24 protein-coding genes are annotated in these 25,206 nt (G+C 40.3%); 13 read left to right on the top strand and 11 right to left on the bottom strand.

Annotated elements, in window-relative coordinates; all coding sequences use genetic code 11:
* Window positions 1-25 precede the first annotated feature (25 nt).
* From FHK88_RS12555 to scpB, 7 genes are all read left to right on the top strand, one after another.
* Window positions 26-1,987: an ATP-binding cassette domain-containing protein gene (locus FHK88_RS12555; RefSeq protein ID WP_227431061.1), complete on the top strand. Its 1,962-nt coding sequence runs from the start codon at window positions 26-28 to the stop codon at window positions 1,985-1,987.
* Window positions 1,988-2,280: 293 nt separating this feature from the next.
* Window positions 2,281-3,264 (top strand): lipid A biosynthesis acyltransferase, encoded by a 984-nt coding sequence (locus tag FHK88_RS12550; protein ID WP_227431240.1) that lies wholly within the window; start codon window positions 2,281-2,283, stop codon window positions 3,262-3,264.
* Window positions 3,265-3,391: 127 nt separating this feature from the next.
* Window positions 3,392-4,477 carry a tryptophan--tRNA ligase gene (gene trpS, locus FHK88_RS12545; RefSeq protein ID WP_227431060.1) on the top strand — a complete coding sequence of 362 codons (1,086 nt, stop codon included), beginning with the start codon at window positions 3,392-3,394 and terminating at the stop codon, window positions 4,475-4,477.
* A 34-nt stretch (window positions 4,478-4,511) separates the two neighbouring features.
* On the top strand, window positions 4,512-5,153 hold the full coding sequence (locus FHK88_RS12540; protein WP_227431059.1) for an O-methyltransferase: 642 nt from the start codon (window positions 4,512-4,514) through the stop codon (window positions 5,151-5,153).
* 6 nt (window positions 5,154-5,159) lie between these two features.
* Window positions 5,160-5,981, top strand: coding sequence for a segregation and condensation protein A (locus FHK88_RS12535; protein WP_227431058.1), 822 nt, complete (start codon window positions 5,160-5,162; stop codon window positions 5,979-5,981).
* Window positions 5,982-6,006: 25 nt separating this feature from the next.
* Window positions 6,007-6,609, top strand: a complete 603-nt coding sequence (locus tag FHK88_RS12530) for a hypothetical protein (protein WP_227431057.1) — start codon at window positions 6,007-6,009, stop codon at window positions 6,607-6,609.
* Between the two features lie 15 nt (window positions 6,610-6,624).
* Window positions 6,625-7,179, top strand: coding sequence for an SMC-Scp complex subunit ScpB (gene scpB / locus FHK88_RS12525; RefSeq protein ID WP_227431056.1), 555 nt, complete (start codon window positions 6,625-6,627; stop codon window positions 7,177-7,179).
* Window positions 7,180-7,315: 136 nt separating this feature from the next.
* On the opposite strand, the gene FHK88_RS12520 is transcribed toward scpB, so the two are convergent.
* A complete protein-coding gene (locus tag FHK88_RS12520; RefSeq protein WP_227431055.1) occupies window positions 7,316-8,032 on the bottom strand; it encodes a DUF805 domain-containing protein in 717 nt (238 codons plus the stop codon).
* Between the two features lie 408 nt (window positions 8,033-8,440).
* Here FHK88_RS12520 and rluB point away from each other — a divergent pair, with 408 nt between their 5' ends.
* Entirely contained in the window at window positions 8,441-9,367 is a 927-nt protein-coding gene (gene rluB / locus FHK88_RS12515) for a 23S rRNA pseudouridine(2605) synthase RluB (protein WP_227431054.1), read from the top strand.
* A gap of 20 nt (window positions 9,368-9,387) precedes the next feature.
* Here rluB and FHK88_RS12510 read toward each other — a convergent pair whose 3' ends face one another.
* The 3 genes from FHK88_RS12510 to FHK88_RS12500 form a co-directional block, all read right to left on the bottom strand.
* Complete coding sequence (locus FHK88_RS12510) at window positions 9,388-10,035, bottom strand: hypothetical protein (protein ID WP_227431053.1); 648 nt, start codon at window positions 10,033-10,035, stop codon at window positions 9,388-9,390.
* A gap of 184 nt (window positions 10,036-10,219) precedes the next feature.
* Window positions 10,220-10,765 (bottom strand): hypothetical protein, encoded by a 546-nt coding sequence (locus tag FHK88_RS12505; protein WP_227431052.1) that lies wholly within the window; start codon window positions 10,763-10,765, stop codon window positions 10,220-10,222.
* A 78-nt stretch (window positions 10,766-10,843) separates the two neighbouring features.
* Window positions 10,844-11,644 (bottom strand): hypothetical protein, encoded by an 801-nt coding sequence (locus tag FHK88_RS12500; RefSeq protein WP_227431051.1) that lies wholly within the window; start codon window positions 11,642-11,644, stop codon window positions 10,844-10,846.
* Window positions 11,645-11,828: 184 nt separating this feature from the next.
* Here FHK88_RS12500 and FHK88_RS12495 point away from each other — a divergent pair, with 184 nt between their 5' ends.
* On the top strand, window positions 11,829-12,431 hold the full coding sequence (locus FHK88_RS12495) for a LysE/ArgO family amino acid transporter (RefSeq protein WP_227431050.1): 603 nt from the start codon (window positions 11,829-11,831) through the stop codon (window positions 12,429-12,431).
* Between the two features lie 38 nt (window positions 12,432-12,469).
* Here the strand turns inward: FHK88_RS12495 and FHK88_RS12490 are convergent, their stop codons facing one another.
* The gene (locus FHK88_RS12490) at window positions 12,470-13,111 is read right to left on the bottom strand and encodes a MarC family protein (RefSeq protein ID WP_227431049.1); all 642 of its coding nucleotides are present in this window, start codon (window positions 13,109-13,111) and stop codon (window positions 12,470-12,472) included.
* A gap of 191 nt (window positions 13,112-13,302) precedes the next feature.
* Here FHK88_RS12490 and FHK88_RS12485 point away from each other — a divergent pair, with 191 nt between their 5' ends.
* Entirely contained in the window at window positions 13,303-14,214 is a 912-nt protein-coding gene (locus FHK88_RS12485; protein ID WP_227431048.1) for a lysine exporter LysO family protein, read from the top strand.
* Window positions 14,215-14,233: 19 nt separating this feature from the next.
* Here FHK88_RS12485 and FHK88_RS12480 read toward each other — a convergent pair whose 3' ends face one another.
* From FHK88_RS12480 to FHK88_RS12470, 3 genes are all read right to left on the bottom strand, one after another.
* A complete protein-coding gene (locus tag FHK88_RS12480; protein ID WP_227431047.1) occupies window positions 14,234-15,514 on the bottom strand; it encodes an FAD-dependent monooxygenase in 1,281 nt (426 codons plus the stop codon).
* 69 nt (window positions 15,515-15,583) lie between these two features.
* Window positions 15,584-15,979, bottom strand: a complete 396-nt coding sequence (locus tag FHK88_RS12475) for a hypothetical protein (RefSeq protein WP_227431046.1) — start codon at window positions 15,977-15,979, stop codon at window positions 15,584-15,586.
* Window positions 15,980-16,023: 44 nt separating this feature from the next.
* Window positions 16,024-17,370, bottom strand: a complete 1,347-nt coding sequence (locus FHK88_RS12470; RefSeq protein ID WP_227431045.1) for a UbiH/UbiF/VisC/COQ6 family ubiquinone biosynthesis hydroxylase — start codon at window positions 17,368-17,370, stop codon at window positions 16,024-16,026.
* Window positions 17,371-18,079: 709 nt separating this feature from the next.
* Here FHK88_RS12470 and FHK88_RS12465 point away from each other — a divergent pair.
* Together FHK88_RS12465 and ybeY are read left to right on the top strand one after the other, a co-directional pair.
* Window positions 18,080-19,168 (top strand): PhoH family protein, encoded by a 1,089-nt coding sequence (locus tag FHK88_RS12465; RefSeq protein WP_227431044.1) that lies wholly within the window; start codon window positions 18,080-18,082, stop codon window positions 19,166-19,168.
* A 110-nt stretch (window positions 19,169-19,278) separates the two neighbouring features.
* Window positions 19,279-19,788 (top strand): rRNA maturation RNase YbeY, encoded by a 510-nt coding sequence (ybeY, locus tag FHK88_RS12460; protein ID WP_413680530.1) that lies wholly within the window; start codon window positions 19,279-19,281, stop codon window positions 19,786-19,788.
* Here ybeY and FHK88_RS12455 read toward each other — a convergent pair.
* Both FHK88_RS12455 and fumC read right to left on the bottom strand, forming a co-directional pair.
* Window positions 19,779-20,678, bottom strand: a complete 900-nt coding sequence (locus FHK88_RS12455) for a mechanosensitive ion channel family protein (RefSeq protein ID WP_227431042.1) — start codon at window positions 20,676-20,678, stop codon at window positions 19,779-19,781. The genes ybeY and FHK88_RS12455 overlap by 10 nt on opposite strands.
* Window positions 20,679-20,954: 276 nt before the next feature.
* Window positions 20,955-22,343: a class II fumarate hydratase gene (gene fumC / locus FHK88_RS12450; RefSeq protein ID WP_227431041.1), complete on the bottom strand. Its 1,389-nt coding sequence runs from the start codon at window positions 22,341-22,343 to the stop codon at window positions 20,955-20,957.
* 218 nt (window positions 22,344-22,561) lie between these two features.
* On the opposite strand from fumC, the gene FHK88_RS12445 reads away from it, so the two are divergent.
* The gene (locus tag FHK88_RS12445) at window positions 22,562-23,212 is read left to right on the top strand and encodes a 5-formyltetrahydrofolate cyclo-ligase (protein WP_227431040.1); all 651 of its coding nucleotides are present in this window, start codon (window positions 22,562-22,564) and stop codon (window positions 23,210-23,212) included.
* 298 nt (window positions 23,213-23,510) lie between these two features.
* Here FHK88_RS12445 and FHK88_RS12440 read toward each other — a convergent pair whose 3' ends face one another.
* Window positions 23,511-24,881 carry a Na+/H+ antiporter family protein gene (locus FHK88_RS12440; protein WP_227431039.1) on the bottom strand — a complete coding sequence of 457 codons (1,371 nt, stop codon included), beginning with the start codon at window positions 24,879-24,881 and terminating at the stop codon, window positions 23,511-23,513.
* Window positions 24,882-25,206: the final 325 nt, after the last annotated feature.

The raw sequence follows: 25,206 nt of genomic DNA, 5'->3' as shown, positions 1-25,206 counted from the left end.
ACCGCATATAAGACAGATACATTCTATGGCTTTAATCCACTTAAAAGATATCCACTTGGCATTTGGCGTTGCACCCATTTTAGATGGTATTGATTTTAGCATCAATACAGGTGAGCGTGTCTGTTTAATCGGACGTAATGGTGAGGGAAAGTCCACCTTATTTAAGCTGATTAATGGCAATATACAGCCAGATAGTGGTGAAGTGATTATTAATAACAGTGTCCGTATTGCCATGCTAGAGCAAGATGTGCCTGAAAGTGAGGGACGGATTTTAGACATTGTTATGGGTGGTAGCAAAAAAACGGCTCAACTACTTATCGACTACGAAAAAAATGTTGATGCCTGTAGCAATGGCGATATGAAAGCCTGTGAAAAAATGGCAGAACTGCAACATGAAATTGATGCGGTACATGGCTGGGATTTGCAACGAGAAGCCACTACCCTACTCACCAATATGGGGCTAAATCCTGATGATGATTTATCTTCACTTTCTGGGGGGCGTAAACGCCGAGTGTTATTGGCGCGGGCATTGGTAACCAAACCTGATTTATTGCTTCTGGATGAACCGACTAACCACCTTGATGTCGATAGCATTGAGTGGCTAGAGCAGTTTTTAAAAGATTGGCAAGGATTGACCCTGTTATTTGTTACCCATGATAGAGCTTTTGTTGATAAGCTGGCAACCCGTATTGTCGAGCTAGACCGAGGTAAACTCTCTAGTTATGATGTGACGCAAGGGGCTGGCGGTTATGCCCGCTATCAAGAGCTAAAAGAACAACAGCTACTTGCTGAAGAAAAAAATAATGCCAACTTTGATAAAAAACTGGCAGAAGAAGAAGTTTGGATACGCCAAGGTATCAAAGCCAGACGCACCCGTAATGAAGGGCGAGTACGTGCCTTAAAAGCATTGCGAGAAGAACGCCGACAACGCCGTGAGCAGGTTGGCAATGTCAATATCACCATGAGCGATGGTGAAAAAAGTGGCAAACTGGTGTGTAAGGTAAAAAATCTGCACCTTGAATATGACGGTCATGTACTGGTAGATAATTTTAGCACCACCATTATCCGTGGCGATAAAATCGGGATTATTGGTGCAAACGGGGTCGGTAAAACTACCTTAATTAATGCCATTTTAGACCGCTCTGATGATGAGGTGATTAAAACAGGCAGTGTTACCTTAGGTACAAATTTGCAAATTGCCTTTTTTGACCAACTACGTGACCAACTTGACCTTGAAGCCAGCGTGGCACAAAATGTCTCTGAAGGCTCAGATTTTATTGAGGTTGGCGGACGCAAAACTCACATTATGAGCTATTTGCAAGACTTTTTATTTGCGCCAGAGCGTGCCAGAACCCCAGTCAAAGCCTTATCAGGTGGGGAGCGTAACCGTGTATTACTTGCCAAACAGTTGCTCAAACCTGCCAATGTCTTGGTGCTTGATGAGCCAACCAATGACCTTGATATGGCAACATTAGAACTGTTAGAAGAATCCGTCGCCAGCTTTAACGGCACAATTTTGCTTATTAGTCATGACCGTGCATTTATGGATAATGTGGTCACTTCAACATGGGTATTTGATACTGATGACGAAGGTCGAGGCACTGTGCAAGAGTATGTTGGTGGCTATCAAGATTATATTCGACAAAAACAACACGAAACCGCACAGCAAACCACAGAGAAAAAAACCGCAACAAACAAGGCAAATTCAGCCAACACCAATAAAGATGCTACTAATAAAAGTAGTCCAAATAAAAATAACACCAGCAAAAGAAAACTCAGTTATAACGAACAACGAGAGTTAGACGCACTACCCCAACAAATTGCTGAACTAGAAGCTGAACAAGAGCAACTGCAAAATAAACTGGCAGACGGCTCATGGTTTACTGAAGACTTAGAGTCTGCCACCAAAGCCAGTGAGCGACTGGCAGAAATTGATGAACTATTAATGGAAAAACTTGAGCGCTGGGATGAACTCGAGCAAAACTAAAGCGCATTGAGACCATATTTTATATCAGGGCGATATATAACCTCCTGTATGTTAGCGTATCAAGTTAACAGTCAAAGGCTGTTTGAATTTGTATAACGCAAATATCGCCCCCATGATATATGATACTGCATCATTGATTGTGTCACTAAGTTTGAACTACCATGTCAAAAATACCAAATATCAAGCCTCCTGAACAGTTTGACCCTAAGCAGTCCACACCTGCCCAATCTATACAAACCAGCCAGCAACATGGCAAAACTAAGCTCCCTCCTTCTCCACCCATTCCAAAGGGTATGCCCAGTATTACTGACAACCATAAGCAAACTCATGTCGCTGAAAAACAACCTTTCCAGTGGCAGTTTTTGCACCCAAAATATTGGGGCATTTGGCTATTACTTGCCCTAATTTTACCCCTAATTTATCTGCCTTTACGTTGGCAATTTTGGCTTGGGAGAAAATTGGGAATTTTGTTTTATCATTTAGGCAAACGCCGTCAAAAAGATACTAAAATTAACCTAAAGTTGGCTTTTCCAGAAAAGCCTGAAGTTGAACGGGAACTGATGGCAAAGCAAATTTTTGTCAATCAAGGTATTGGTATTTTTGAGACCCTGTGTGCATGGTTTCGCCCCAATGTTTTTACCCGTACTATGTCTATCTCTGGCTTACAGCATTTGGTTAATGCCCAAAATGAAGGCAAAGCTGTGCTATTACTTGGCGCCCATTACACCATGTTAGACTTGGGTGGTCGGTTATGCACGCAGTTTTTTGCGGTGGATTGTGTTTATCGTCCACAAAATAATGCCCTGTTAGAATGGCTTATTTACAATGCCCGCCGTCATATTTTTGATACTCAAATTGACCATAAAAACATGCGTCAATTGGTCAAAAGTATCAAAGCAGGACATGTGATTTGGTACACGCCTGACCAAGATTTTGGGCTAACACATGGAGTAATGGCAAAGTTTTTTGGTGTACCCGCCGCCACCATTACTGCCCCACGCCGACTTGCCAAACTTGGTGATAAAAACAACCCACCTGCGGTCATGGCAGTGCATTTTTATCGGCAAACCCCTGATAACCTACCTCGGGGCAAACGCCCGCATTATCACATTACCATTACTCCAGCTTTGAGTGATTACCCCAGTGATGATGAAGTCGCCGATGCAAACAAAATTAATGAGTTATTAGAAGGGCTTATTCGTATCGACCCAACCCAATATATGTGGTTTCATCGCCGTTTTAAAAATCAGGCAGATGGCACACGCTATTATGACTGACTTAATCAGTGAGTTTGTTATAATGTCTGTTAGGCGAAAAAGTAAAGAAACTATCATGCAAGCGACCATCCACCCTAAAAGATTATTTTAATTTTTACCTTTTTAACAAAGTAAATAGAGAGAATTTATGAGCAATCAGCCGTTAGACAGCCAACAAGCAAATGAGCAAACAGAAAAAAGACGCATTTTAACAGGCATTACCACCACAGGCATTCCCCATTTAGGTAACTATGTGGGTGCCATTCGCCCTGCCATACAATCCGTACAAAATAGCGACGATGAAGCATTTTTCTTTTTAGCTGATTACCATGGCATCATCAAATGTTTTGACCCTGCCCAAATTCATGAGTCTACCAAAATGATTGCCGCTACATGGCTTGCCTGCGGTCTAGACCCAGAACGAGTGGTATTTTATCGTCAATCCGACATCGCTGAGATTCCAGAACTGGCATGGATTTTAAACTGCTCTTGTGCCAAAGGCTTGATGAATAGAGCGCATGCCTATAAAGCCTCTGTTGATATTAATATGGAAAAAAATGATGTTGACCCCGACCACGGTATTACCATGGGATTATTTAGCTATCCAGTGCTGATGGCGGCTGATATTTTGATGTTTAATGCCACTCACGTACCTGTTGGACGTGACCAAATCCAACATCTTGAAATGGCACGTGATATTGCAGGGACATTTAACCATAAATATAAGTCGCTATTTACCCTGCCTAAAGAGATGGTCAATGATGACATGCCTTTATTAACGGGGCTTGATGGACGTAAGATGAGCAAAAGTTATGGCAATACCATTCCGTTATTTGGCGAGCTAAACCCACAAGTAAACGGGGAAAAACAACTGCATAAAGCCATTATGCGTATCGTCACCAATTCACAAGCCCCTGAAGAGCCAAAAAATCCTGACGAATCAACCATCTTTGAGATTTATAAAGCCTTTGCTACTGCTGATGAGATTAGCGAGCTACGCACCCGCTTTGAGGCAGGTATTGGCTGGGGTGAGGCAAAAGAAATTTTATTTAATAAGATTAATGGTGAAATTGCCCCATTCCGTGAGCGTTATGAACATCTCATGGCAAATCCTGCTGAGCTTGAAGAGATTTTGCTAATGGGGGCAGAAAAAGCGCGTCGTCATAGCCGTAAGCAACTCGATAAAGCCCGCCGAGCTATTGGTATCAAACCATTGGCAAAATTAAAGAAGTAGCTAGATTTTGCTACTTATAAATAATGAGAAGGCGATGAGCATAACCAGTTCTGACCAATCCTTCGATACCCAACGCTTTATTCATTATTGCGAAAATATGTATCAGAAAAATAAAGCGTTTGATGATAAACAAACAGACAGACTGGCACGCCATCGCCACCTTGAGCCTGAATCTGCTAAATTTTTAGCCAGTTTGGTGATTGCCAAACAAGCCTTTAGGGTTCTAGAAATCGGCACATCAACAGGTTTTTCTACCTTATGGTTGGCTTATGCGTTAAACAATCTTGCACAGTCAGACTCACAAACAAATCTGCAACCCCAACTTATCTCATTAGATATTGATAGTGAGCGTAGCCAGATTGCTTGGCAACATTTGCAAGCTGTTGGTTTATCGCATCAAGTAGATTTGCAAGTCATTGATGCTGAAAGCTTTTTAAAACAAAATCAACAAACTTTTGAGCTTATTTTTTTGGATGCAGAGCGTAAGTTTTATCATCATTATATTGAGTATTTACACCATGCTCTTAGTGTGAGTCATATATTAGTGGTAGATAATGTGATATCTCATGCAGATGAAGTCGCAGACTTTATAACCACTTTTAAACAAGACCCTCGTTATCTATGTAATACATTGAATATTGGGGCAGGGTTATTTATGGCTGTACGGCAAAGTTAACTATATATGATCACCGCACTCGAAACACCACATGATATCCGTATCTACCAAACCCCCATCGAAAGCCTGCCAGAGGATTTATATATTCCTCCGCAGGCGTTTGCCATTTGGTTAGAGCAGTTTGCAGGACCTTTGGATTTTTTATTATATTTAGTCAAAAAGAATAACTTTGATATCACTGATACCGCCATTTTACCGATTACCGAGCAGTATTTAAGCTATATTCAACAGCTTGACGCTGACCATTTTGAGTTGGCAGGGGATTATTTACTGATGGCATCGACCTTGATTGCCATCAAAACTGAACTGTTATTGCCTGCCCCTGAGCTACCTGAAGATGAGCGTGACCCCAAAGCTGAGCTGATTCATCGCCTTGAGGAATACGCCCAAATCAAAACCGCCAGCCAACGATTGGATAAACTGGTACGCCTTGAGCGAGATGTATTTTTGGCATTGGCAAGCCTGCCCAACCCTGAGATGATGGCAAAACAGCTATCCAATTATGCCCCAGAAATTTTGGTAGAAAGTTTGCTTAAAATGCAACTTAAACCCGATTATCAAATGCACACCGTTAAAGTTGACCCTGTGCCACTGGCTGACCGTATTGCCAGTATTAGCCGTCAGTTAGCACAACAAGGCAGTGGTAAATTTAGCGATTTTCTTGACCCTACTCAAGGTAAATTGGGGGTGGTGGTGAGTTTTGTGGCAGTGCTTGAGCTGATGAAACGGCAGTTAATTGGATTTGCCGAAATACCTGACAACGAGGTACCTAATAACGAAGTGCATGAAGTCTCATTTAATACACTTACTTTAAAGTGGATAGCGTAAAATCAAAAATATATGTAAAACCAATATGATAACCACTGCATTTTTAAGCCAATATCATTTATCTGCTAAAAAAGTCGAGCAATATTTGATAAAACATGAACTTGGTAAATATGGCTCACCATCATCTTCTGACTCACAAAATGAGTATGTCTATTATCAAGGTGAAACACTCTGTCTTTTTTATCGACAATATTCCTCACCTAATATCTCGTGGATAAATTTCAATGAGATTGAGCAAACCATAATACACTGTATATATACTCGCCATTATGATGGCTTTGTTCGACAAAAGCATTTAAACCTACTGACTGATACCAATTATCCAGATATTGCTGTTCCTTTTGTCATCAGGTTACTGGGTGAGTATATATTGGAAGTTCAACTAGACACAGCCCCATTTATTCAAAAACATCCAAATATAATTGCTGACTTTATCCAGCAAAACCCTGTATTTTGGCAAAGACAAAAAAGTAGAATGGCAAGCTATTGGGACATATATTATCGAAGCATGCATGCCACTGCTAATCAAAAATTTAGGATAATTGAAAACTGGAAATATTACCCTGCCCGTCAGTTATTATTAGATATTGATAAACTTGTAAAATCAAAAAACCAAACTATGAACTAAACTATAAGCCAACCTATGAAACACACCGAAATTGCCCAATCTCATGCCCGTTATGAAGAATTAAGTCGTCATATCGAAGTATTACTGCATACTTCTGAAACGCCATTAACAGACAGTCAGCTTAAAAAACATTTATCCTTATCCAAGCAAGAGCTAGAGACCGCTTTGGTAATATTACAACAACGTCTGTCTCATGGCGTGCTTAGGCTCAATAATACTGCCAGTGGCTATCGCTTACAGATTGACAATCAATACAGCCCCTTAATTCAGCAAGTATTTCCGCAACGCTTAGAAAGCCTGAGCCAAGCCTTACTTGAAACACTGAGTGTGATTGCTTACAAACAGCCTGTCACTCGTAGTGATATTGAGCAAATCCGTGGAGTGACGCTATCGAGTAATATTTTACGGCAGTTATTTGATAAAGGTTGGATAAAAGAGGATGGCTACAAAGATACCATTGGTCGCCCTGCCCTACTGCATACCACAGATGAATTTTTAGATGCGTTTGGATTGGCAAATTTGGATGAGTTACCCGAATTGCCTGCATTATCTGAAGTTTCACCCCGTTAAGCTGATATTTACAACAGATACAGCTACTTTCTACTTTCATGTAAAAATAAAAAACCATCTTTCTTACAAGATGGTTTTCTTTTCAAAGTACTATTAAATAGCAAGAAACTATTATGAAACAGCAAGAAACTCTTCACTAAACGCGTCTGGCTGGTGCACCCCATTTGTTATGTTCAGGCTTGGTGTCAGTAGCCAGCCAAATTATCAATGGTATCCAGCCAATGATTAGAACCAACCATAACAATTGCCACCACCCAGATTTACCAATATCATGCAATCGTCTTGCCCCTACTGCAAATGTAGGTAATGCAAATGCTAGACCAATAATATTAACAACCCATGACATATCTGCACCGATCACCCCACTCAATATCCCCAAAATCATACCCAAAACAAAGTTAATAATCACCTGCGCCAAGTAGAAGAACCAGTATTCTTGACGTCTAGCCCGTCCATTAAAGTTAGCATAATTTTGTAGACACTTTTTTGTCCAATCAATCAAGTTATAGCCTTCTTCTTCAGCATATAAGGCATCTTGAGCAGAGTTATAAGTGGGTGACACCTGAGAGGTTGGTGAGGCATAGACATTACCTAAAGTAGCATTTCTCTCTGAGGCATCTGAATATCGTTCTTCTTGCTGTGACTTAAATAGATTCACAGGTGTTGCTAACGTAGCATATACAATATTAATGGCTTGCCCCGTGGCATCCACCACAAACTCAACTTGGTCGCCACCTTTTGGTACTTCATTTTCTTGCCAGCCAGTACCAAAAAATGAATACTTATGACCATCCTCACCCATGATAAAACCTTGATTTTGCTGGGTATAAAAGCTTAATACTTTCCCTTTCATTTCTATTCTCCTATTTTTACTTTATGTAAATTTATCATTGGTATTGCTATATTATATAAACTCTAAATGTAATAACAATCACTACTTTGGCAGAAGTTATCAATGAATACAATTAGAAACTTAGATATTGCTTAGTCAAAAAATTGTCCTAGGCATACAAAAAACTGATTAAAAATATAGTTGAAGATGACTAACTATTATCGAACACCCACCCCACAAGGCAAGCGAGTGAAAATACAGTAGATATCATACATCGAGTAAGGTTAACGCTGTTGTGGCTTAATAGTAATCAGACTATATAAAACAATAGCCATACTAAACCTGTGTAAATTAGCGTAGAATAGTCCTACCATAATTGTATTTTGTATACATTGCGAAATGTATCCCAACCGACTCAAGGAAACTTAAATGTCTGAACACAGTAACAATTCCCATCCCAACCCAAACTCCAATCCTAACGCTGAGAGCAATACTTCCCCAACCAGTACAGCAGGCACAGAAAAACTGCAAAAAGCCCTTGCTCGTATGGGGCTTGGCTCAAGAAGACAGATGGAAGAGGTCATCAAATCTGGGCGCGTCTCTATTAATAGCACCCCTGCCACCATCGGTGACAGAGTCAGTCATGGCGATGAAATCCGAGTGGATGGTCGACTGATTAAATATAAACCCGAAAAAGAAAAACGTCGCCGTGTATTGGCTTATTACAAACCTGAAGGGGAAATCTGCTCTGCCAATGACCCAGAGGGTCGTCCCACCGTCTTTGACCGTCTACCTAAACTTACCCATGACCGCTGGGTGATGGTCGGACGCTTAGATATTAACTCGACAGGGCTGTTATTATTTACCAATGATGGCGAGCTGGCGCACCGCTTAATGCATCCATCAAATGAGATTGTACGTGAATATGCGGTACGTGTACTCGGTGATGTGACCCCTGAGATAGCCAGTAAACTGACAGCAGGTGTTGAGCTTGAAGATGGTCTGGCAAAATTTGATGATATTCAAGAAGGCGGTGGTAGCGGTGTCAATAAGTGGTATCACGTTAAGCTAAAAGAAGGACGCAACCGAGAAGTGCGCCGTTTGTTTGAATCACAAGAACTCAAGGTTAGCCGATTACTTCGTACTCGCTATGGCTCAGTCAGCCTTCCCAAAGAGCTACGCACAGGGCGTTTTATTGAGCTGGATAAAAAAGAGATTCATGACCTGACTGATTTAGTTAACTTGCGCCCTCGCCAAGGCACAGGACTACAAGGTGCCGCCAAGCGCAAAAAAGAACGTATTCAGAAAAAACCACTAAAAGCTCGCCGTGGTCGTACTGCACATAAAAGCCGTTAGCAAAACATAGCGACTAAAGACTATCCTTCATCACGGCTATCAAGATAACGTTGCATGGCTTTTAGGTTGTGTAGTTGTGCTTGCTCAAATTGGCTCATTAACTTATCTAAAAGGTTTTCAATACGAGTCAAGAGTGACTGCACAATATTTAATGCTTCTAAAAGGCTATTTTGAGGATTTTTTTGATTACTAGGCTGTTGCTCTGGCACAGCCTTTTTTGTTGAGACATTATTTGTTATTGCTGTATTTATTGCCAGTAGTGCCTGTTGATGGGCAATGGCATGATGTCTGGCAAGCACTTCTGGCAAACGCTCATAAATCAGCTTTTGTAACACAAATGCTTCTTCTGTCACAGTGTCAACCGATAAAGCCCGTTCATTTATCTTGATATCAAGTCCTTGCTGAGCAGATTGATATGCTTGCGTTTTACTGTCGATACGCTGTAATTGTGCCAGTATTTCTATAGGCAGGTATTGCAAATATTGCGAATCAATGGTTAATATGCTTAAAGGTGGCAAGATATAAGGCTGTCTGGCATGAGTATCATCAATATATGTCACTTGCCCGACACGAATACCAACGCTATGATGGAATGCGTGCCAGCCTTTTCTGCCTAAATACCATACCACGCCAGCTGTTAATACACCCGCACTTGTCAATAGCAACATAGACTGTTAATTACTCCGTAAACCTGTCCTATTTCTCCCGCTCTTTTTTCCTTTTAGAGCCTATATCCATAGGCTCTGTTATACATTTATTTCACCAAACTAATAGTTACAAGGAATATAGCTATATTTTACTTTTGTGTAAAATCCGATATTGCACGATATTGCATCTTGTGAAAACAGGTTTTTAGCTTCGATTATCAAAACGCTGTTGTAAATAACGATTGGTTACTAAAAGTTTTTGTCCGTCTTGGTGATATGAAGCCTCTAGCAAATCATCAAACTGAGTATTGACTGTATTTAACACTTCTAATAACGCTTGTCGACCTGTCACATTAGAGTGTTTAATTTTTTTAGTATTAGTGCGGGTTTCATCCAAATCATTTAAACGGCGATAATCAGCAATGGCTTCGGGAATATGTTTATCCATGATATTTTTTATCATGATATAGGTTTCACTTACTGTATCTTTATCATCAATCACCCCATCATTATTGGTATCACCATAGATAAGGCATAATTTTTCACCTTTTTGATTTATCTGCTCTAAGGTCAGTTTGATGTCATCTGGCAAACTTTTTTCAGGAATATAACCCAATTGAGGCATGGCTTTATATGCCAGCATTTTTGGTGCTGTTAATTTTTTAAACCCGCGATAACCAAAATACAAGCCAGCAACAGGCAAGATGCCATATAAAACCACCATCAAAAATATCGCTGTCATTTGACTCATATTTTTTCCTTACAAGTTACCGTTGATTACTACTGTCTATTGTTCACGTTGAATAAAGGCACTCACTGCTACCAGCTATTAGCTTTGTGTACGACTTTTAACATAACGATGAGTCGATGCTAAACGATTAACAACTGTTTGATGCAATTCATCTAATAGCTCATCTAACTCATAGTCAATTTCTAAAAATAAATCAGTTAACATATCACCCGCAGTCATATTGCCCTGCACCTTATTATTCTTAGTACGATAGGGGCTAAACCGAAGCAACTGCTCATAATGATGTAGTGCTTCTGGAATACTTTCACGGATTAATTTATCAATTACAAATTGCTTTTCACAAACCCAGTCTTCCTGTGCTTCATTCAGCTCATGCGACCACTCACGATAACGACGTAACTTTTGATTGATACGATCAAGAATTGCAACAGCTTCAATTGGCATCGCATTTAATGTAGATTCATCTACCACATCGATTAACTCTGTCATAATTGGGCATTTTCCATGTTTTAGTGTCCATAGTGTATCTGGATCAAAAGGTGGACGATGTGGATAACGACGGTTTTTTTGTAATAACAAATAGCGGTCAGTCAAAGGGGTTGGCGACTGGGTATTATTAACCTGTGCGACAGCATCACTTACTCGTTGCGCTCTGAGTGTCTGATTTTCTCGCTCTGTATTTGCTCGTTCATCGTCTAATGTATGTTGATAAGATTTGTTATGTATATCTGTATCTGTAGAAGTGGAGTCTGTACTCGGATAGTGGATGGGTGGTAAATCAAGCTCTGGTCTTTGTGTCATATGACTACCAGTAGCAGTCTGCTCATCACTCACTGACTGCCCAAAAGACTTTAAGATTCTATTAAGACTAACGACCATATATCCCCTTTTAGTACATACTTATATACTTATAATATCCATAGTTTTGGGCATTACTACATTTTACAATAGTTTTCTTACTAATAATGACTGATATTATCAGGATAAAGTATCACTGTATCACTTGCTTAACAGCTTTGCATATCTTATCTTAACAACTTTATCTTTTTGATTGAGTAACAGAATGATACCAACGGACTTTATCTCTGGATGGGCGCTGAGTTTTTCCCTTATACTTGCTATTGGCTCACAAAATGCGTTTGTTCTCAAGCAAGGATTAAAGCGTGAGCATGTCTTTGCAATTTGTCTGTTTTGTGCAATATCTGATGCCTTGCTTATCTCAGCAGGGGTTGCAGGCTTTGGGGCGATTACTGCTCGCTATCCCAATCTGGTAACATTTGCTAAAGCTGGTGGTGCTATATTTTTATTGGTGTATGGCTTACAAAGTTTATATGCCAGTATCACAAAATCACATGCACTAATGGCAGATGGACAAGTCGTCAGTAGCCTTAAAAAATCCTTATTATTATGCTTCGGCTTTACATGGCTAAACCCACATGTCTATTTAGACACGTTGGTATTGGTTGGTATGGTTTCTACAGGAGCAGATAATAAAATATTATTTACAATTGGGGCTATCAGTGCGTCCGTGATGTTCTTTTTTGCTTTAGGCTATGGCGCACGGCTATTATCACCACTATTTGCCAAGCCCAAAGCATGGAATATTTTAGATGCACTGGTAGGATGTTTAATGATTTATCTGGCTTGGCACTTATGGTACGGCTAAGCTCTGAAAAATAGATGGTTTTTGTTTAATATTTGGGTTTATAGCAAACTGGGAAATATTGTTCTTAGACCACTGACGATAATCTCAATCGACACTGCTGCCAGCAACATCCCCATAATACGGCTCATGATATTAAGTCCAGTATCCCCTAAGAAGCGACTGATGCGCCCTGCTGCCATCAAACAAAGATAACAAAAGATACTGATACAAAAACCAGCAATAATCACCGCACTGACACGCCATAACCCAGATATTTGTGATGAGTAAATAATCACAGTTGAGATACCACCTGGTCCTATCATCATTGGAATAGCTAATGGTACAACTGCTGATGCCGTACTGGGAATGACTTCGTGCACATGCTCAACATCAAAGTTATCTTGGTCAGGCTTCACTGGGTTACCTTCACCATTCATCATATTAATGGCAATCAAAAAGACCAAAATACCACCCGCCACTTGGAATGAGCCAATTGAAATACCCAAAACCTTTAGCAATGTCTCACCGGCAATGGTAAAAAAGGCAATGGTCACAAAAATCGCTAGACAAGAAATCTGTGCTACCTTACGTCGACTTGGCATGGAGTAACCACGAGTCAAATCTAGAAATAGTGTCAATGCACTAAAAGGGTTTATTAGCACCACAAATGCCAATATAATTTTGATAATTTCGGTATCCATACAGACTACCTCGCCGTAAAAAAATGGCGATTTTATCATACCTGATGCTATCAGGCTGAAAAATCTCACTCATTACCCAAAGCAATGCTACCATAGGTTAACTCCGATTTTATGATAAAATCTACTGCTGTTTTGACAGTTTAAACCAACATTTTTACCATTACACACTCTAATACTGGATATATGAATACATGCAAAGCCTAATGACTCTAATATTGGTACTAACCCCATTATTTATTGGCTTTGCCTTACCCAGCAATCCCAAACTGACGCAACTTTCTGACAAACTGTTGTCGTATCTGGTATTTATCATATTGACCCTCGTTGGGATTGAGCTGGCACAAGTGCAAGGGCTTAGCTCACAACTGGCAAATATCGGACTATATGTTGCCGTCCTTGCTGTTTTAACCATCGGCTCAGGGTTACTGGCTCTCATGCTCTTTGACCGCTTATCGCCTTGGCACGCTCATAAAACCAGTCAAGTACCTAAGCAAAAAGTGAGTATTCGAGGCAGTCTGATTCAAGTTAGTTGCGTACTTATTGGCTTAGGTTTGGGTAAGCTACTTCCCACCGCATATTTGCCCCCCGATAAATCCATGACAGCCTTACTGATGTTATTAATTCTATTGGTTGGCATTGCCTTAAAAGGCTCTGGTGTAACCCTAAAGCAAGTATTGGTTAATAAACGAGGGGTACAAACCAGCCTTATTTTTACTGGTGCCGTACTTTGCTCTGGGCTGATATTTTCAGCCATCTTTACTGAGGTCTCTATTTTTCAAGGTTTGGCATTAGCCTCTGGCTTTGGTTGGTATTCACTATCAGCCATTGTAATGACAGATAGCTTTGGAGCAATTTGGGGTAGTGTGGCGTTATTTAATGACTTAATACGGGAGTTTTTTGCCCTGTTATTTATCCCAGTATTTATGCGCCATTATCCCTCAGCTTCTGTGGGATTAGGCGGGGCAACCAGTTTGGATTTTACCTTACCTGTCATTCAGCAGTCAGGTGGGTTGGCAGTAGTGCCACTTGCCATTAGCTTTGGTTTTATTATTAATATTGTTGCGCCAGTATTAATGGTCGTTTTTTCAGCATTGGCGGGGTAGAAAATTAAGCCTTACTTATTTAAACCCCACTGGCTTTTTTGGCTAACTGTTTCATCAGCCATTTATTTTGGCTTACTTGATGCACGCCCACACTTCGTAACTGTTGTACAGGACGCAAACGGGCAAAATCTCCTGCAAATAACCAATTAATCAATGAAAAGCTATGCATCATCATGCTGTTATGCGGGCGACGTTCTCGCTCATAACGTTGTAGTGTTTGCCGATGTCCCCAAATCTTACCGCCACTACGCTGATAATCTGCCATCAAACCATCAAACAATGCCTGCACATCAAGCATACCCAAATTTAGCCCCTGCCCTGCTAATGGGTGTACACCATGAGCCGAATCACCAATCAATACCAAGTTATCTGCAATATACCGCTCAGCTTGTTGAGCAGTGAGCGGAAAGCTGGCGATGGATTCAATTTGCTGAATGTGTCCAAGCTCATAACCACTGGCAGACGCTAATTCTTGAGCAATTAGGCGTTCTTTATCCCCATCTTGCAATAATTCTAAGGCACGATTTTTTGGCAATGTCCAAACCACCGATTGCCAATGTTGCGGATTGGCTTTATCTTCATCAGTAATGTCGGCAAGCGGTAGCAGTGCCAGTGTGCCAGTGGGTAACATGGCTTGTCGGGCAGTGGCTCGATGGGGTTTCTCGGTTTGAATGGCACAACAAATAGCGATTTGTTGATAGTCCAGATGTGCCAAGTCAATACCTGCCTGCTGACGCACAAACGAACCTCGCCCGTCTGCTCCAACCAACAATTTGCCTTGATAACATTGCTGATTATCTAAAGTAATTTGATAACCTATTTTTTGCCCACACCAGTCCATTTGGGTGACTTTATGCCCTGAAACTAAAGTTAATAAGTCGCTGTCTTGATATTGGTATAAACGTTGATATAAAGCGTGTTCAATCACCAACGGCTCAACCATACTGCCAAGTAATGTTGGGCTATGCTCATCAGCAAATTTTAGCTCTCCCATGCCATCTTGTTGCCAAACCTGCATTTGATAATAGTCGGCTTTGCGGGCAGATTGGCTGATAAGTTGCCATGCTCCCACTTGCTTTAATAGCTCAATACTAGCAAGGCTTAGGGCATAAACCCTTGCATCTCGTTTAGCAAACTTGCGTTGCCAATCCTCAGGGGTTAAGGCAGGGCGAGCGTCAATCAAGGTCACAGGGAGGTTGGCTTGTAGCAATTTAAGAGCCAATGTCGCTCCGACAATGCCTCCACCGATGATAAGGGTTGAGTTGAGTTTGGTTGGCTTGGTTGTTTGAAAGTCAGTCATGGATTTTGTCTTTTTAGATAGTTATTTACTTTTTTATCAAATGATTGGATAGATTTACCATAAAGTATGTTATTGGCTAAAAGTTATATCAATGGCTGTTTCCTCTAAATCCATTAATTCAGGGTTAGCATGGTCTTTAAGCAGTCCTGCCATTTCTACTACTGCTTGCTGTCGATTTTCTTGCTGATATTCTATATCTTCAATATCAACTTCAATCCCATACCGTTTAAATAATCCTGCTCCTTGCTCAAGGCTATATTTTGTTTTATCGTTTGGGCTGTTTTGTTCAGTAGAGGAGATATTATCCTGAGAGGATACATTTTCCTCACATTCAGTTACTTGCAAAATATGCAGGTTAATTTTCTGACCTTCCTCAATATTTTTAGCGTTGATATTGTCTTTAAGTAACGACTCTATATTGGGAATAAAAACGCCACCATCTTTGACTATCGCTGTATAAATCATAACTGCTCCTTTTTCTTATAATTTCACTCAATACAAAACCAATCCTAAGATTTTAACCCCATCGCATAACTGGCAACCAATGGCTTCACATTGGGCAGTTTATCAAAGGCAATTAATGCCAAGTTGCGAGCGATTTTTACCGCAGGGTTGGGATTGGTAAAGCCATGCACCACCGCATCACAAAAACGAATGACCCGTTTTTGGTCTTTTTTGCGGGCTTGCTCATAACGTGCCAACATACGGCTATCACCAATATCCTCCCCTTGCATGACTTGTCTTGCCAGCATTTTTGCCAATACATCAGCATCACGCATACATAAGTTAAAGCCTTGCCCTGCCACAGGGTGCAAGGTATGAGCCGAGTTACCCATAATCACACAACGACCTTGTACTTGGCTTTTTGCCAACACTCGGGTAAGTGGATATGCCCCTCGCTTGCCTGTCGCCATAAACCGCCCCGCCCGTTGCCCAAATGCCTTTTGTAGGGTTTGCAAAAAATATTCATCATCGTCCAGATAGCGTTGTTCCTCACCTTTAGGGCATACCCACACCACCGACCGCCGATAACCTGCCTGCGTGGGTAAGTTGCCATCACCGCCTCTATCAGTCAATGGTAATACTGCCAAAGGTCCTGCGGGGCTAAAGCGTTCGATGGCAATATGCTCATGCGGTTTGTCAGTTTGTACCACGCCCACAATACCAGTCTGCTGATAGTCATAATCATCTGTACCAATGCCCAATAACTGCCGACACAGCGAATCTCGCCCATCACATGCCACCAACATACTGGCAGTTAATTGCTGAGCTTGGCTATCGCTATGATTATTTTGAGTATCGGTTTGCTTATCAGCTTGTGTATAGGTTAAAGTCACCTCTTTTTGGCTAGGATTTTGTGTAATGGCGGTAACAGTTGCTCCATCAATGAGGGTAATTAAAGGGCTTGCTTGTACTGCCAATAGCAATTTGCGACCAAGCCACGCATTTTCCATCACTTGCCCAAAACTTTCTACCCCTTCCTCTTCCCTTTTTAATTGTGCCGAACCAAAACTGCCTTGTTCACTAATTTGTACACTATCAATACGGCAAGCATGGCTTTGTAAGTCTTGCCATAAGCCAATTTGTTGATAAATTTGCACCGTTCTACGAGATAGGGCGGTATTACGACAGTCCAAATACTGCTCACGATGACTATCATCGTCTGGGCTAATCTGTGGATAGCGATTTTTTTCTAATAAAGTACTGGCAATGCCATGATGTGCCAGTAGTAAGGCAAACGATAAACCCACATGCCCACCACCAACGATAAGAACGTTTTGTTGGGTGATGCTTTCTGTTATTGTATCTGCTTGCTTTGTCTGAAAATTAGCTTGATTTTTTTCTACAGCTTCCATAAGTATATTACCTAACTTTTATCATGGCTTTAGAGTGGGTGAAATCATCTAAACAGTTTATTAGATAGTGATTGGCACACCTATTTGTCATATCACAAACTTAGATGATAGATTAACCTTAAACATATCATACACCAACCACTGCACACCTGCTTTTACAAAAAACGACCGAAGTTATGATAAAGCCTGCTTGAATTTTTAATACAAACAACCATAATAAAAAATACCCTATCACTTCTGTTGACAAATCATCATACAAATGATGATATGAAATACATATTGCCACAGAAGATTGATAATTTTTTGTAGCACAACTGGTTTAACCTTAGGGTCTGTTGAATATTCAACTTTGTAGGAAAAATTGAGATACTGATTTTAATAAACAGTGACTTAGTCAAGGCAATGAGCGCAGGTAGCTTTTGTTAATAACAGCAGGATATTAACAAGTTCATTAACGCACTGCTTATTAACATCAGAAGACAAATTCAGCCAATTTTTACACAAAAGTAAAAAATAGTTGTATCCCTTATCAATACTAGCTTAACGTGGTGAATGTTCAACAGACCCTAACATCACCAAAATATCATCACCATTTAATCATATTGTATTAATCAGCCCCTAGCATTGAACTTACATAAAGCTTAAAACCAACTTGGATAACCAACGTTTTATTTAAATAACTCAATTTATCATATAAAAGGAATCTCACTTGACTGATACTACTATTAGCCGTCATGTCTCCCTTGACTTTCTAACTGCCTCACAGTTAAAAACACTACTAGGCGAATACAATAACCACCTCAAATACATTCAAGACCGTTTAGACATTAACATTAATCAACGCCAACATAACTTTACTCTTACTGGTGATTTGACAGCCATTGAACGTGGTGAGCGCATCTTAAACAAACTTGCTGATGAAGCACAAACTGCCAAACATATCAGCCCAGAAGAGTTGCATTTAATTATTCAATCTAGCATGTCACGAGTGCAAGAGTCTGAGCAACAAAATGAATCTGCACAGCCAGAAACTCAACAAGCTGAGCCTAAAGACTATACGCCTACAACGTTACGCACTCGCAAGGGTAAAATTGTGCCTCGTGGAGGCAATCAACAAAATTATGTCAAACGCATTTTAACTTCTGATGTCTCATTTGGGGTCGGTCCTGCGGGCACAGGTAAAACTTACCTTGCCGTTGCTTGTGCCGTTGATATGCTTGAGCGTAATGAAATCGAGCGGATTTTGCTGGTACGTCCTGCGGTAGAAGCAGGCGAAAAATTAGGCTTTTTACCCGGTGATTTAACCCAAAAAATTGACCCTTATTTGCGTCCTTTATATGATGCTCTTTACGAAATGCTTGGGTTTGAAAAAGTGGGCAAATTACTTGAACGACAAATCATCGAAGTTGCCCCACTTGCCTATATGCGTGGTCGTACATTAAATAACTCATTTGTCATTTTGGATGAAGCACAAAATACCACTCCAGAGCAAATGAAGATGTTTTTAACCCGCTTAGGCTTTGGCTCAAGAGCAGTGATTACAGGTGATATTACTCAGGTTGATTTGCCACGAGGTCATAAATCTGGCTTAGCCCAAGCATTACAAATCTTGGGGAAAATTGAAGAAATTCATATCACTAAGTTTGATTCAAAAGATGTGGTACGTCATCAACTGGTGCAAAAAATTGTTGAGGCTTATGATGTCTATGATGAAGAGCAAGAAGCATTAAAAGAAGCACGTAAACAAGCACGCTTAGAAGAGCAAGCACGTAAACAAGCTGAGAGCGATATAAAGTAAGTTTTATGAATACACCTTTACGACCATCACAACAATCCATATCAAAATCAATGCCACAGCCAGCGCTTGCCATCAGTGTCAGCCACATTGATGGCATTGATGATGATTTAATGACACAAGATTTAATAACACAATACTACACAGATGACTTGCTTACCCCCATTGCTCAAACTACATTGGCATATATCTCTGAGCTGATGTATTCAGGGTTAATGTTGCCTTATTATGAGGATGTTGATAGCCAAACATGGCAAAGTAAAGATAAAGCGTTAGATATTTATATCACAGATACAGAGGAAGGCAGACAGCTAAATTTGGATGCTCGGGGCAAAGATTACGCCACCAATATTCTATCGTACCCCAGTGAACTGCCCACCTCTTTAATAGAGGTGATGCCTGAGCTACCACTTGGTGAGTTGATTATTTGCCATGATGTATTAGTGACGCAAGCTGAGGAACAGGGCAAAACCATCAAACAACATTTAACCCATTTATTGGTACATGGGATTTTACATCTACTCGGCTTTGACCATGAACTAGGACAAGCCGAGCAAGATGAGATGGAAGGCTTTGAGATTGAAATTTTGGCAAAACTTGGATTGCCAAATCCTTATGAGTAATCTCCCCCTTGTTCCTTTTGCAACTCCACAGGAGTTGCTGACGATACCTGTAATTGCTTTACCATATCTTCTAATCCCACCACATGCACACTACGTTGTGGGAATGGGATTTCAATACCTTGTTCATCAAGTGCATATTTGATTTTTTCTAGTAAGTCACAGTTTGCCTTCCACCAGTCATCATTAGTCGTCCAAACATTCATGGTTAAATCAACCGAGCTATCACCCAAATTAGTTACCCGAACAATCGGCTCAGGGTCTTTAAATACCAACTCATGCTCTTGGGCAATTTTTAGCATGATTTCTTTTGCCGTTTTAATGTCATCACTATAGCCAATACCAACCACTACATCAACACGACGGTTGGGTATGGAAGTATAGTTGATTACTTCAGTAGTCGATATCTTACTATTGGGTATGATAAGCTCATGATTATTTGGGGTAATTAAACGGGTATGTAGGATATTGATAATCTCAACAGTACCTTTGGTATCATTGACTTCAATATAGTCACCACGACTAAACGGACGAAAAACAACAATGACCACACCAGCAGCAAAGTTAGATAGTTGATCTTTGAGTGAAATACCAACGGCAACCGTTGCACCCCCTAAAATAGCAACCGCAGAAGTAGTATTGACTCCTATCTCATTTAGTGCAGCCATACCAACCAAAACCAGCAACACACCATATAATATATTACTTAAAAAGCGTGCCATGGTGTCATCAAGATGACTACGCTGCATCATTCCATCAGCTATTTTTACCAGTCTTTCAACTACCCATTTACCAATAAGAAATATAATAATGGCAATGGCTATTTTCACTGACATATCTACAGCAAGTTTGCCATATTTTTCAAAGTCAACTAATAGCACTTTCTCATTCATTGTAAATCCTTTCATTTCATATCGATTTTTAAAGCTATAGTCAAAAAGTAGTAAAACAGATATAAGGTGACCAAATACAGATGGTATATTTATACAATAAACACAGTTAACACCATAGCGGTTTAATCATTCTTTGACTATAGTTTTAAATAAATAAAAAACCAAGTTAATAAAAAGCCCTGCATTTATCAGGGCTTTTTAGTTTTTTAGAGTATCAACAAAGTTTGTATGCTGTCATATTTTTACAACATAACTTATTAGTTAATTACTAGTTAGTTATTTAGGGTTCACCATATCTTCTGGAGTTACCCATTCATCAAACTCAGCTTCAGTCATTAAACCAAGCTCAACCGCAACTTGTTTAAGCGTTTTGTCCTCTTTATAGGCTGTTTTGGCGATTTTCGCCGCATTTTCATAGCCCACATGACGGTTAAGTGCAGTTACTAACATCAATGAGTTGTGTAGGTAGTGGTCGATTTTTTCTTTGACAGGCTCGATACCCACTGCACAGTTATCATTAAAGCTGTTACACGCATCACCGAGTAACTTGATAGATTGCAATAAGTTATAGGCAATCACTGGCTTAAAGACGTTTAGCTCAAAGTTACCTGAGGCACCTGCCACACTAATAGTGGTGTCATTACCCATCACTTGCGCAACAACCATGGTCATTGCTTCAGACTGTGTTGGGTTCACTTTACCCGGCATGATAGACGAACCCGGTTCATTTTCTGGGATTTTAATCTCACCAATACCGCAGCGAGGACCAGAAGCTAGCCAGCGGATATCATTAGCAATTTTGTTTAAGCTAGCGGCTAAAGTTTTTAATGCACCAGAGGCAAATACTTCAGCATCACGTGCTGCCAATGCTTCAAATTTATTTGGGGCAGTAACAAATGGCAAGCCAGTCAATGTTGATAACTGCTCAGCAGCTTTGACGGCATACTCAGGGTGCGAGTTTAGCCCTGTACCGACTGCTGTACCACCTAAAGGTAGCTCATACAAACCTTGTAAGGCATTATCAATACGGGTTAAAGCATGGTCAAGTTGGCTGACATAACCGCTAAACTCTTGACCCAAAGTCAGTGGCGTAGCGTCTTGTAAGTGAGTACGTCCAATTTTAACAATGCTGTCAAATTCTTTAGCTTTTTTGTCTAAAGTATCACGCAAAGCTTTGACCGCAGGGATAAGTAGGCTGTTAATTTGGCGAGCAGCCGCAACACGAATAGCCGTTGGAAAGCTGTCGTTAGTTGACTGAGCGTGGTTTACATGGTCATTTGGGTGAATGGGCTTGTATGTGCCACGCTCATTGCCAGCGATTTCGTTGGCACGATTAGCAAGCACTTCGTTCATATTCATATTAGACTGTGTGCCTGAGCCAGTTTGCCATACTACTAAGGGGAATTGGTCAGTCAAACCGCCATTAATCACTTCATCAGCAGCTTGTACGATAAGGTCACGTTGGCTCTCTTCAATACGACCTAGACTAGCATTGGTAATGGCAGCCGCTTTTTTAACCAGTGCCATTGCCTCAATCATTGGGCGTGGTAAGGTTTCACCACCAATTTTAAAGTTTTCACGGCTACGCTGGGTTTGTGCACCCCAATAAGCATCGCTAGGAACTTCCACATTACCCATGGTATCTTTTTCGGTACGAGTCGACATTATGTCTCCTTATTGTTTGGATGTAACTTTTATTAAACATTAAACAGCTTGTTGTATTTTAAGGAATATTTTATCTACTCCTCGAATACGGTAATAAAACCGTTTTATGATAGCATGACTCTATATTTTTTTCTTTAATAGAGTGTTTCTAGGCGTATCAATAAACTATTTTAAATATCCCACGATAACTTATATTTTATACAATCATCAAGGATACTATGCAAAGCTTTTTATCTCCCACAAAAGATGACGCGACCAGTAAACTCAGTAATCCGCCACGGCGAATGTTTACCCAACACCGCCGTCAGTTAAGCCAGCAACAACGCCAACACTTTGCGAAACTTGCCAGTTTATATCTACCTACATTGCACCCACGTTTACCCAAAAAAGCAAAAGTGGCAGTTTATTATGATAATTTTGGTGAGTTGCCCACACAAGTAATTTTGGATTGGTGCTACCACTTAGGCTATCAAGCTTATTTACCCGTTGTCGGTACATTCGGAAACACACGAAACAACCATGATAAGCGTATGCGATTTGCTCCCATTCATCGGCATAAATTATGTAATTTAGCGACTTATCCACATTCACTGGGTATGCCACAAATTTATAGTCGCAAGCTGATTTGGGCAAAGCAATTAGATGTGATTTTTTGTCCTTTGGTAGTGGCTGATAAGCAAGGCAATCGTATGGGTATGGGTGGTGGCTACTATGATACAACACTTGCTGATACTTACAGATTGGGCTTAAAAAAACCATTAAAAATTGGCTGGTGTTATGATTTTCAGGTGGTAGAAAAGCTAGCACGCCAGCCGTGGGATGTGCCATTAGATGGGCTAATAACACCCAGTGGCATAAGGTGGTTTTGATAAATACATGGAAACTATTACCGTTGCTAATTATTGCTATTAGTTATCTTTATTTAGTCAGTATATTTAGCATACATGCACCACCACCGATTAGTACTTTTATTCTTTGGCAACTGGCATGGGTTGCTATCCTACTTATTGTTGCTATTTTTACCATATTTTATAAACTTTTGGTCTTTATCTATCATCGTCTCCCCTGAAAAATGAAAATAAAAAAGAGCATATCGAATCATTCAATATGCTCATGACAATCACCATAACAAACGCTAAAAACTTTAATACTTCAACAAAACCTAAACTACAGCACCATCGCTGCTATCCAACCAAAAATCAGCAGTGGAATATTATAGTGGATAAAGGTCGGAATCACGGTATCTTTGATATGGTCATGTTGACCATCAACTGCCAAACCAGATGTAGGCCCTAAGGTTGAATCTGAAGCTGGTGAGCCTGCATCACCTAATGCCCCTGCTGTACCAATAATCGCAACTGTTGCCAGTGGTGAAAAGCCAAGAGAAATACACAATGGCACATAAATAGCGGCAATAATCGGAATGGTAGAAAATGACGAGCCAATCCCCATAGTCACCACCAAGCCGATTAATAGCATCACCAAAGCAGCCATCGCTTTTGAGCCTGCAAACATAGCTGCTGCCCCATCTACCAATGGCTGAATTTGGTCAGTGGCTTTCATCACTTCAGCAAAACCTTGAGCAGTAATCATAATAAAGCCAATCATCGCCATTAGTTTGATGCCTTCATTAAATACGCTATCTGCCTCACGCCACTTCACCACGCCAGTCGCCATAAACACACCAAACCCAAATAGTGAGCCTAACAACAACGAATCGGTATATAACTGTACTACAAAAGCAGTGATAATCGCACCCAACGCAACCAATGTTTTCATTTTACTTTGTGGCTGGGCATTATTTGCCGTTTGGCTCAAGCTATCACTGGCAATCAGCTCATCTTGGGCTTGCTGATCAATGTCAATATTTTTATATTGGCGGGGCTTACGATAGCTAATAAATACGGCGATTAATAAGCCACACACCATGCCCAAAGCAGGAATTGCCATCGCTTTTATTACTGAAATATTAGCAATATCAAGCCCAGAATCAGCGACATTTTTTAGCATGATTTGGTTAAGGTAAATATCCCCAAACCCATACGGCAGGAACATATAAGTATTGACCAAACCAAAGGTCATCAAACATGCCAGCAAGCGTCTATCCACTTGCAAACGGTTAAATACCAATAATAATGGCGGTACAATCAGTGGAATAAAAGCAATGTGAATAGGAATGATATTTTGACTAAAACAGCTCATTAATACCAATCCTGCAAACAATAACCACTTCACCGAGATGCCTTGAGAGCCTTGCCCTGCCTGCCCATTCATACGATTAATCACGCCATTGGCTAATGACTGTGGTAAGCCAGAATGAGCAATCGCCACTGCAAATGCACCAAGCAATGCATAAGATAGAGCAATTTCTGCCCCATTTTTAATGCCATCTTGAAAAGAGGTTAAAGTTGCCTCTAAGCCCAGACCGCCGACCAAACCACCAACCACAGCCCCAATCAGTAGACTTAACACCACATGTACTCGAGCCAAAGATAGCCCTAACATCACTACGACTGCCAGTAATACTGCATTTATCATCACTTTTGCCCTATTTCTCTTGCAAGTTATCTAAAAAAGTTAATAAATTTCAACCACATTGCTACTCAACTAAAATTAATTGTTGTGTAAAATACAATGACACTGTAAAAATAGTTATATAATCATTTTTACACTTAGCAATCATACTGAAAACAAACTGTATATATTACCTGATTTTTTAATGTATTTCGCCTAACTTCTCCGTTCATTGTCTTGTAATTTTATAATCAAACACCATTTACAAGGATAGACACCATAAACTCAGCTCCCAGCCTTATCTACTCTATGTCTATGTTGACTGGGGGTTTAGTTTTAATGAGGAAAA

This window comes from Psychrobacter sp. I-STPA6b, from assembly GCF_020662265.1.
Classification (GTDB): Bacteria; Pseudomonadota; Gammaproteobacteria; order Pseudomonadales; family Moraxellaceae; genus Psychrobacter.
The sequence above is the reverse complement of the archived record's forward strand: the minus strand, read 5'-3'. Positions and strand labels throughout refer to the sequence as shown.

Excerpts from the sequence above, each read along its gene's own strand:
- FHK88_RS12505 (WP_227431052.1), bottom strand. The coding sequence starts at position 10,765 with ATGAGTCAAATGACAGCGATATTTTTGATGGTGGTTTTATATGGCATC.
- ybeY (WP_413680530.1), top strand. The coding sequence starts at position 19,279 with ATGACACAAGATTTAATAACACAATACTACACAGATGACTTGCTTACC.
- FHK88_RS12535 (WP_227431058.1), top strand. The coding sequence starts at position 5,160 with ATGATCACCGCACTCGAAACACCACATGATATCCGTATCTACCAAACC.
- FHK88_RS12555 (WP_227431061.1), top strand. The coding sequence starts at position 26 with ATGGCTTTAATCCACTTAAAAGATATCCACTTGGCATTTGGCGTTGCA.
- FHK88_RS12510 (WP_227431053.1), bottom strand. The coding sequence starts at position 10,035 with ATGTTGCTATTGACAAGTGCGGGTGTATTAACAGCTGGCGTGGTATGG.
- FHK88_RS12455 (WP_227431042.1), bottom strand. The coding sequence starts at position 20,678 with ATGAATGAGAAAGTGCTATTAGTTGACTTTGAAAAATATGGCAAACTT.
- scpB (WP_227431056.1), top strand. The coding sequence starts at position 6,625 with ATGAAACACACCGAAATTGCCCAATCTCATGCCCGTTATGAAGAATTA.
- FHK88_RS12440 (WP_227431039.1), bottom strand. The coding sequence starts at position 24,881 with ATGATAAATGCAGTATTACTGGCAGTCGTAGTGATGTTAGGGCTATCT.
- FHK88_RS12520 (WP_227431055.1), bottom strand. The coding sequence starts at position 8,032 with ATGAAAGGGAAAGTATTAAGCTTTTATACCCAGCAAAATCAAGGTTTT.
- FHK88_RS12540 (WP_227431059.1), top strand. The coding sequence starts at position 4,512 with ATGAGCATAACCAGTTCTGACCAATCCTTCGATACCCAACGCTTTATT.
- FHK88_RS12530 (WP_227431057.1), top strand. The coding sequence starts at position 6,007 with ATGATAACCACTGCATTTTTAAGCCAATATCATTTATCTGCTAAAAAA.
- FHK88_RS12550 (WP_227431240.1), top strand. The coding sequence starts at position 2,281 with ATGCCCAGTATTACTGACAACCATAAGCAAACTCATGTCGCTGAAAAA.
- trpS (WP_227431060.1), top strand. The coding sequence starts at position 3,392 with ATGAGCAATCAGCCGTTAGACAGCCAACAAGCAAATGAGCAAACAGAA.
- FHK88_RS12485 (WP_227431048.1), top strand. The coding sequence starts at position 13,303 with ATGCAAAGCCTAATGACTCTAATATTGGTACTAACCCCATTATTTATT.
- FHK88_RS12490 (WP_227431049.1), bottom strand. The coding sequence starts at position 13,111 with ATGGATACCGAAATTATCAAAATTATATTGGCATTTGTGGTGCTAATA.
- FHK88_RS12475 (WP_227431046.1), bottom strand. The coding sequence starts at position 15,979 with ATGATTTATACAGCGATAGTCAAAGATGGTGGCGTTTTTATTCCCAAT.
- FHK88_RS12495 (WP_227431050.1), top strand. The coding sequence starts at position 11,829 with ATGATACCAACGGACTTTATCTCTGGATGGGCGCTGAGTTTTTCCCTT.
- FHK88_RS12445 (WP_227431040.1), top strand. The coding sequence starts at position 22,562 with ATGCAAAGCTTTTTATCTCCCACAAAAGATGACGCGACCAGTAAACTC.
- rluB (WP_227431054.1), top strand. The coding sequence starts at position 8,441 with ATGTCTGAACACAGTAACAATTCCCATCCCAACCCAAACTCCAATCCT.
- FHK88_RS12470 (WP_227431045.1), bottom strand. The coding sequence starts at position 17,370 with ATGGAAGCTGTAGAAAAAAATCAAGCTAATTTTCAGACAAAGCAAGCA.
- FHK88_RS12500 (WP_227431051.1), bottom strand. The coding sequence starts at position 11,644 with ATGGTCGTTAGTCTTAATAGAATCTTAAAGTCTTTTGGGCAGTCAGTG.
- fumC (WP_227431041.1), bottom strand. The coding sequence starts at position 22,343 with ATGTCGACTCGTACCGAAAAAGATACCATGGGTAATGTGGAAGTTCCT.
- FHK88_RS12480 (WP_227431047.1), bottom strand. The coding sequence starts at position 15,514 with ATGACTGACTTTCAAACAACCAAGCCAACCAAACTCAACTCAACCCTT.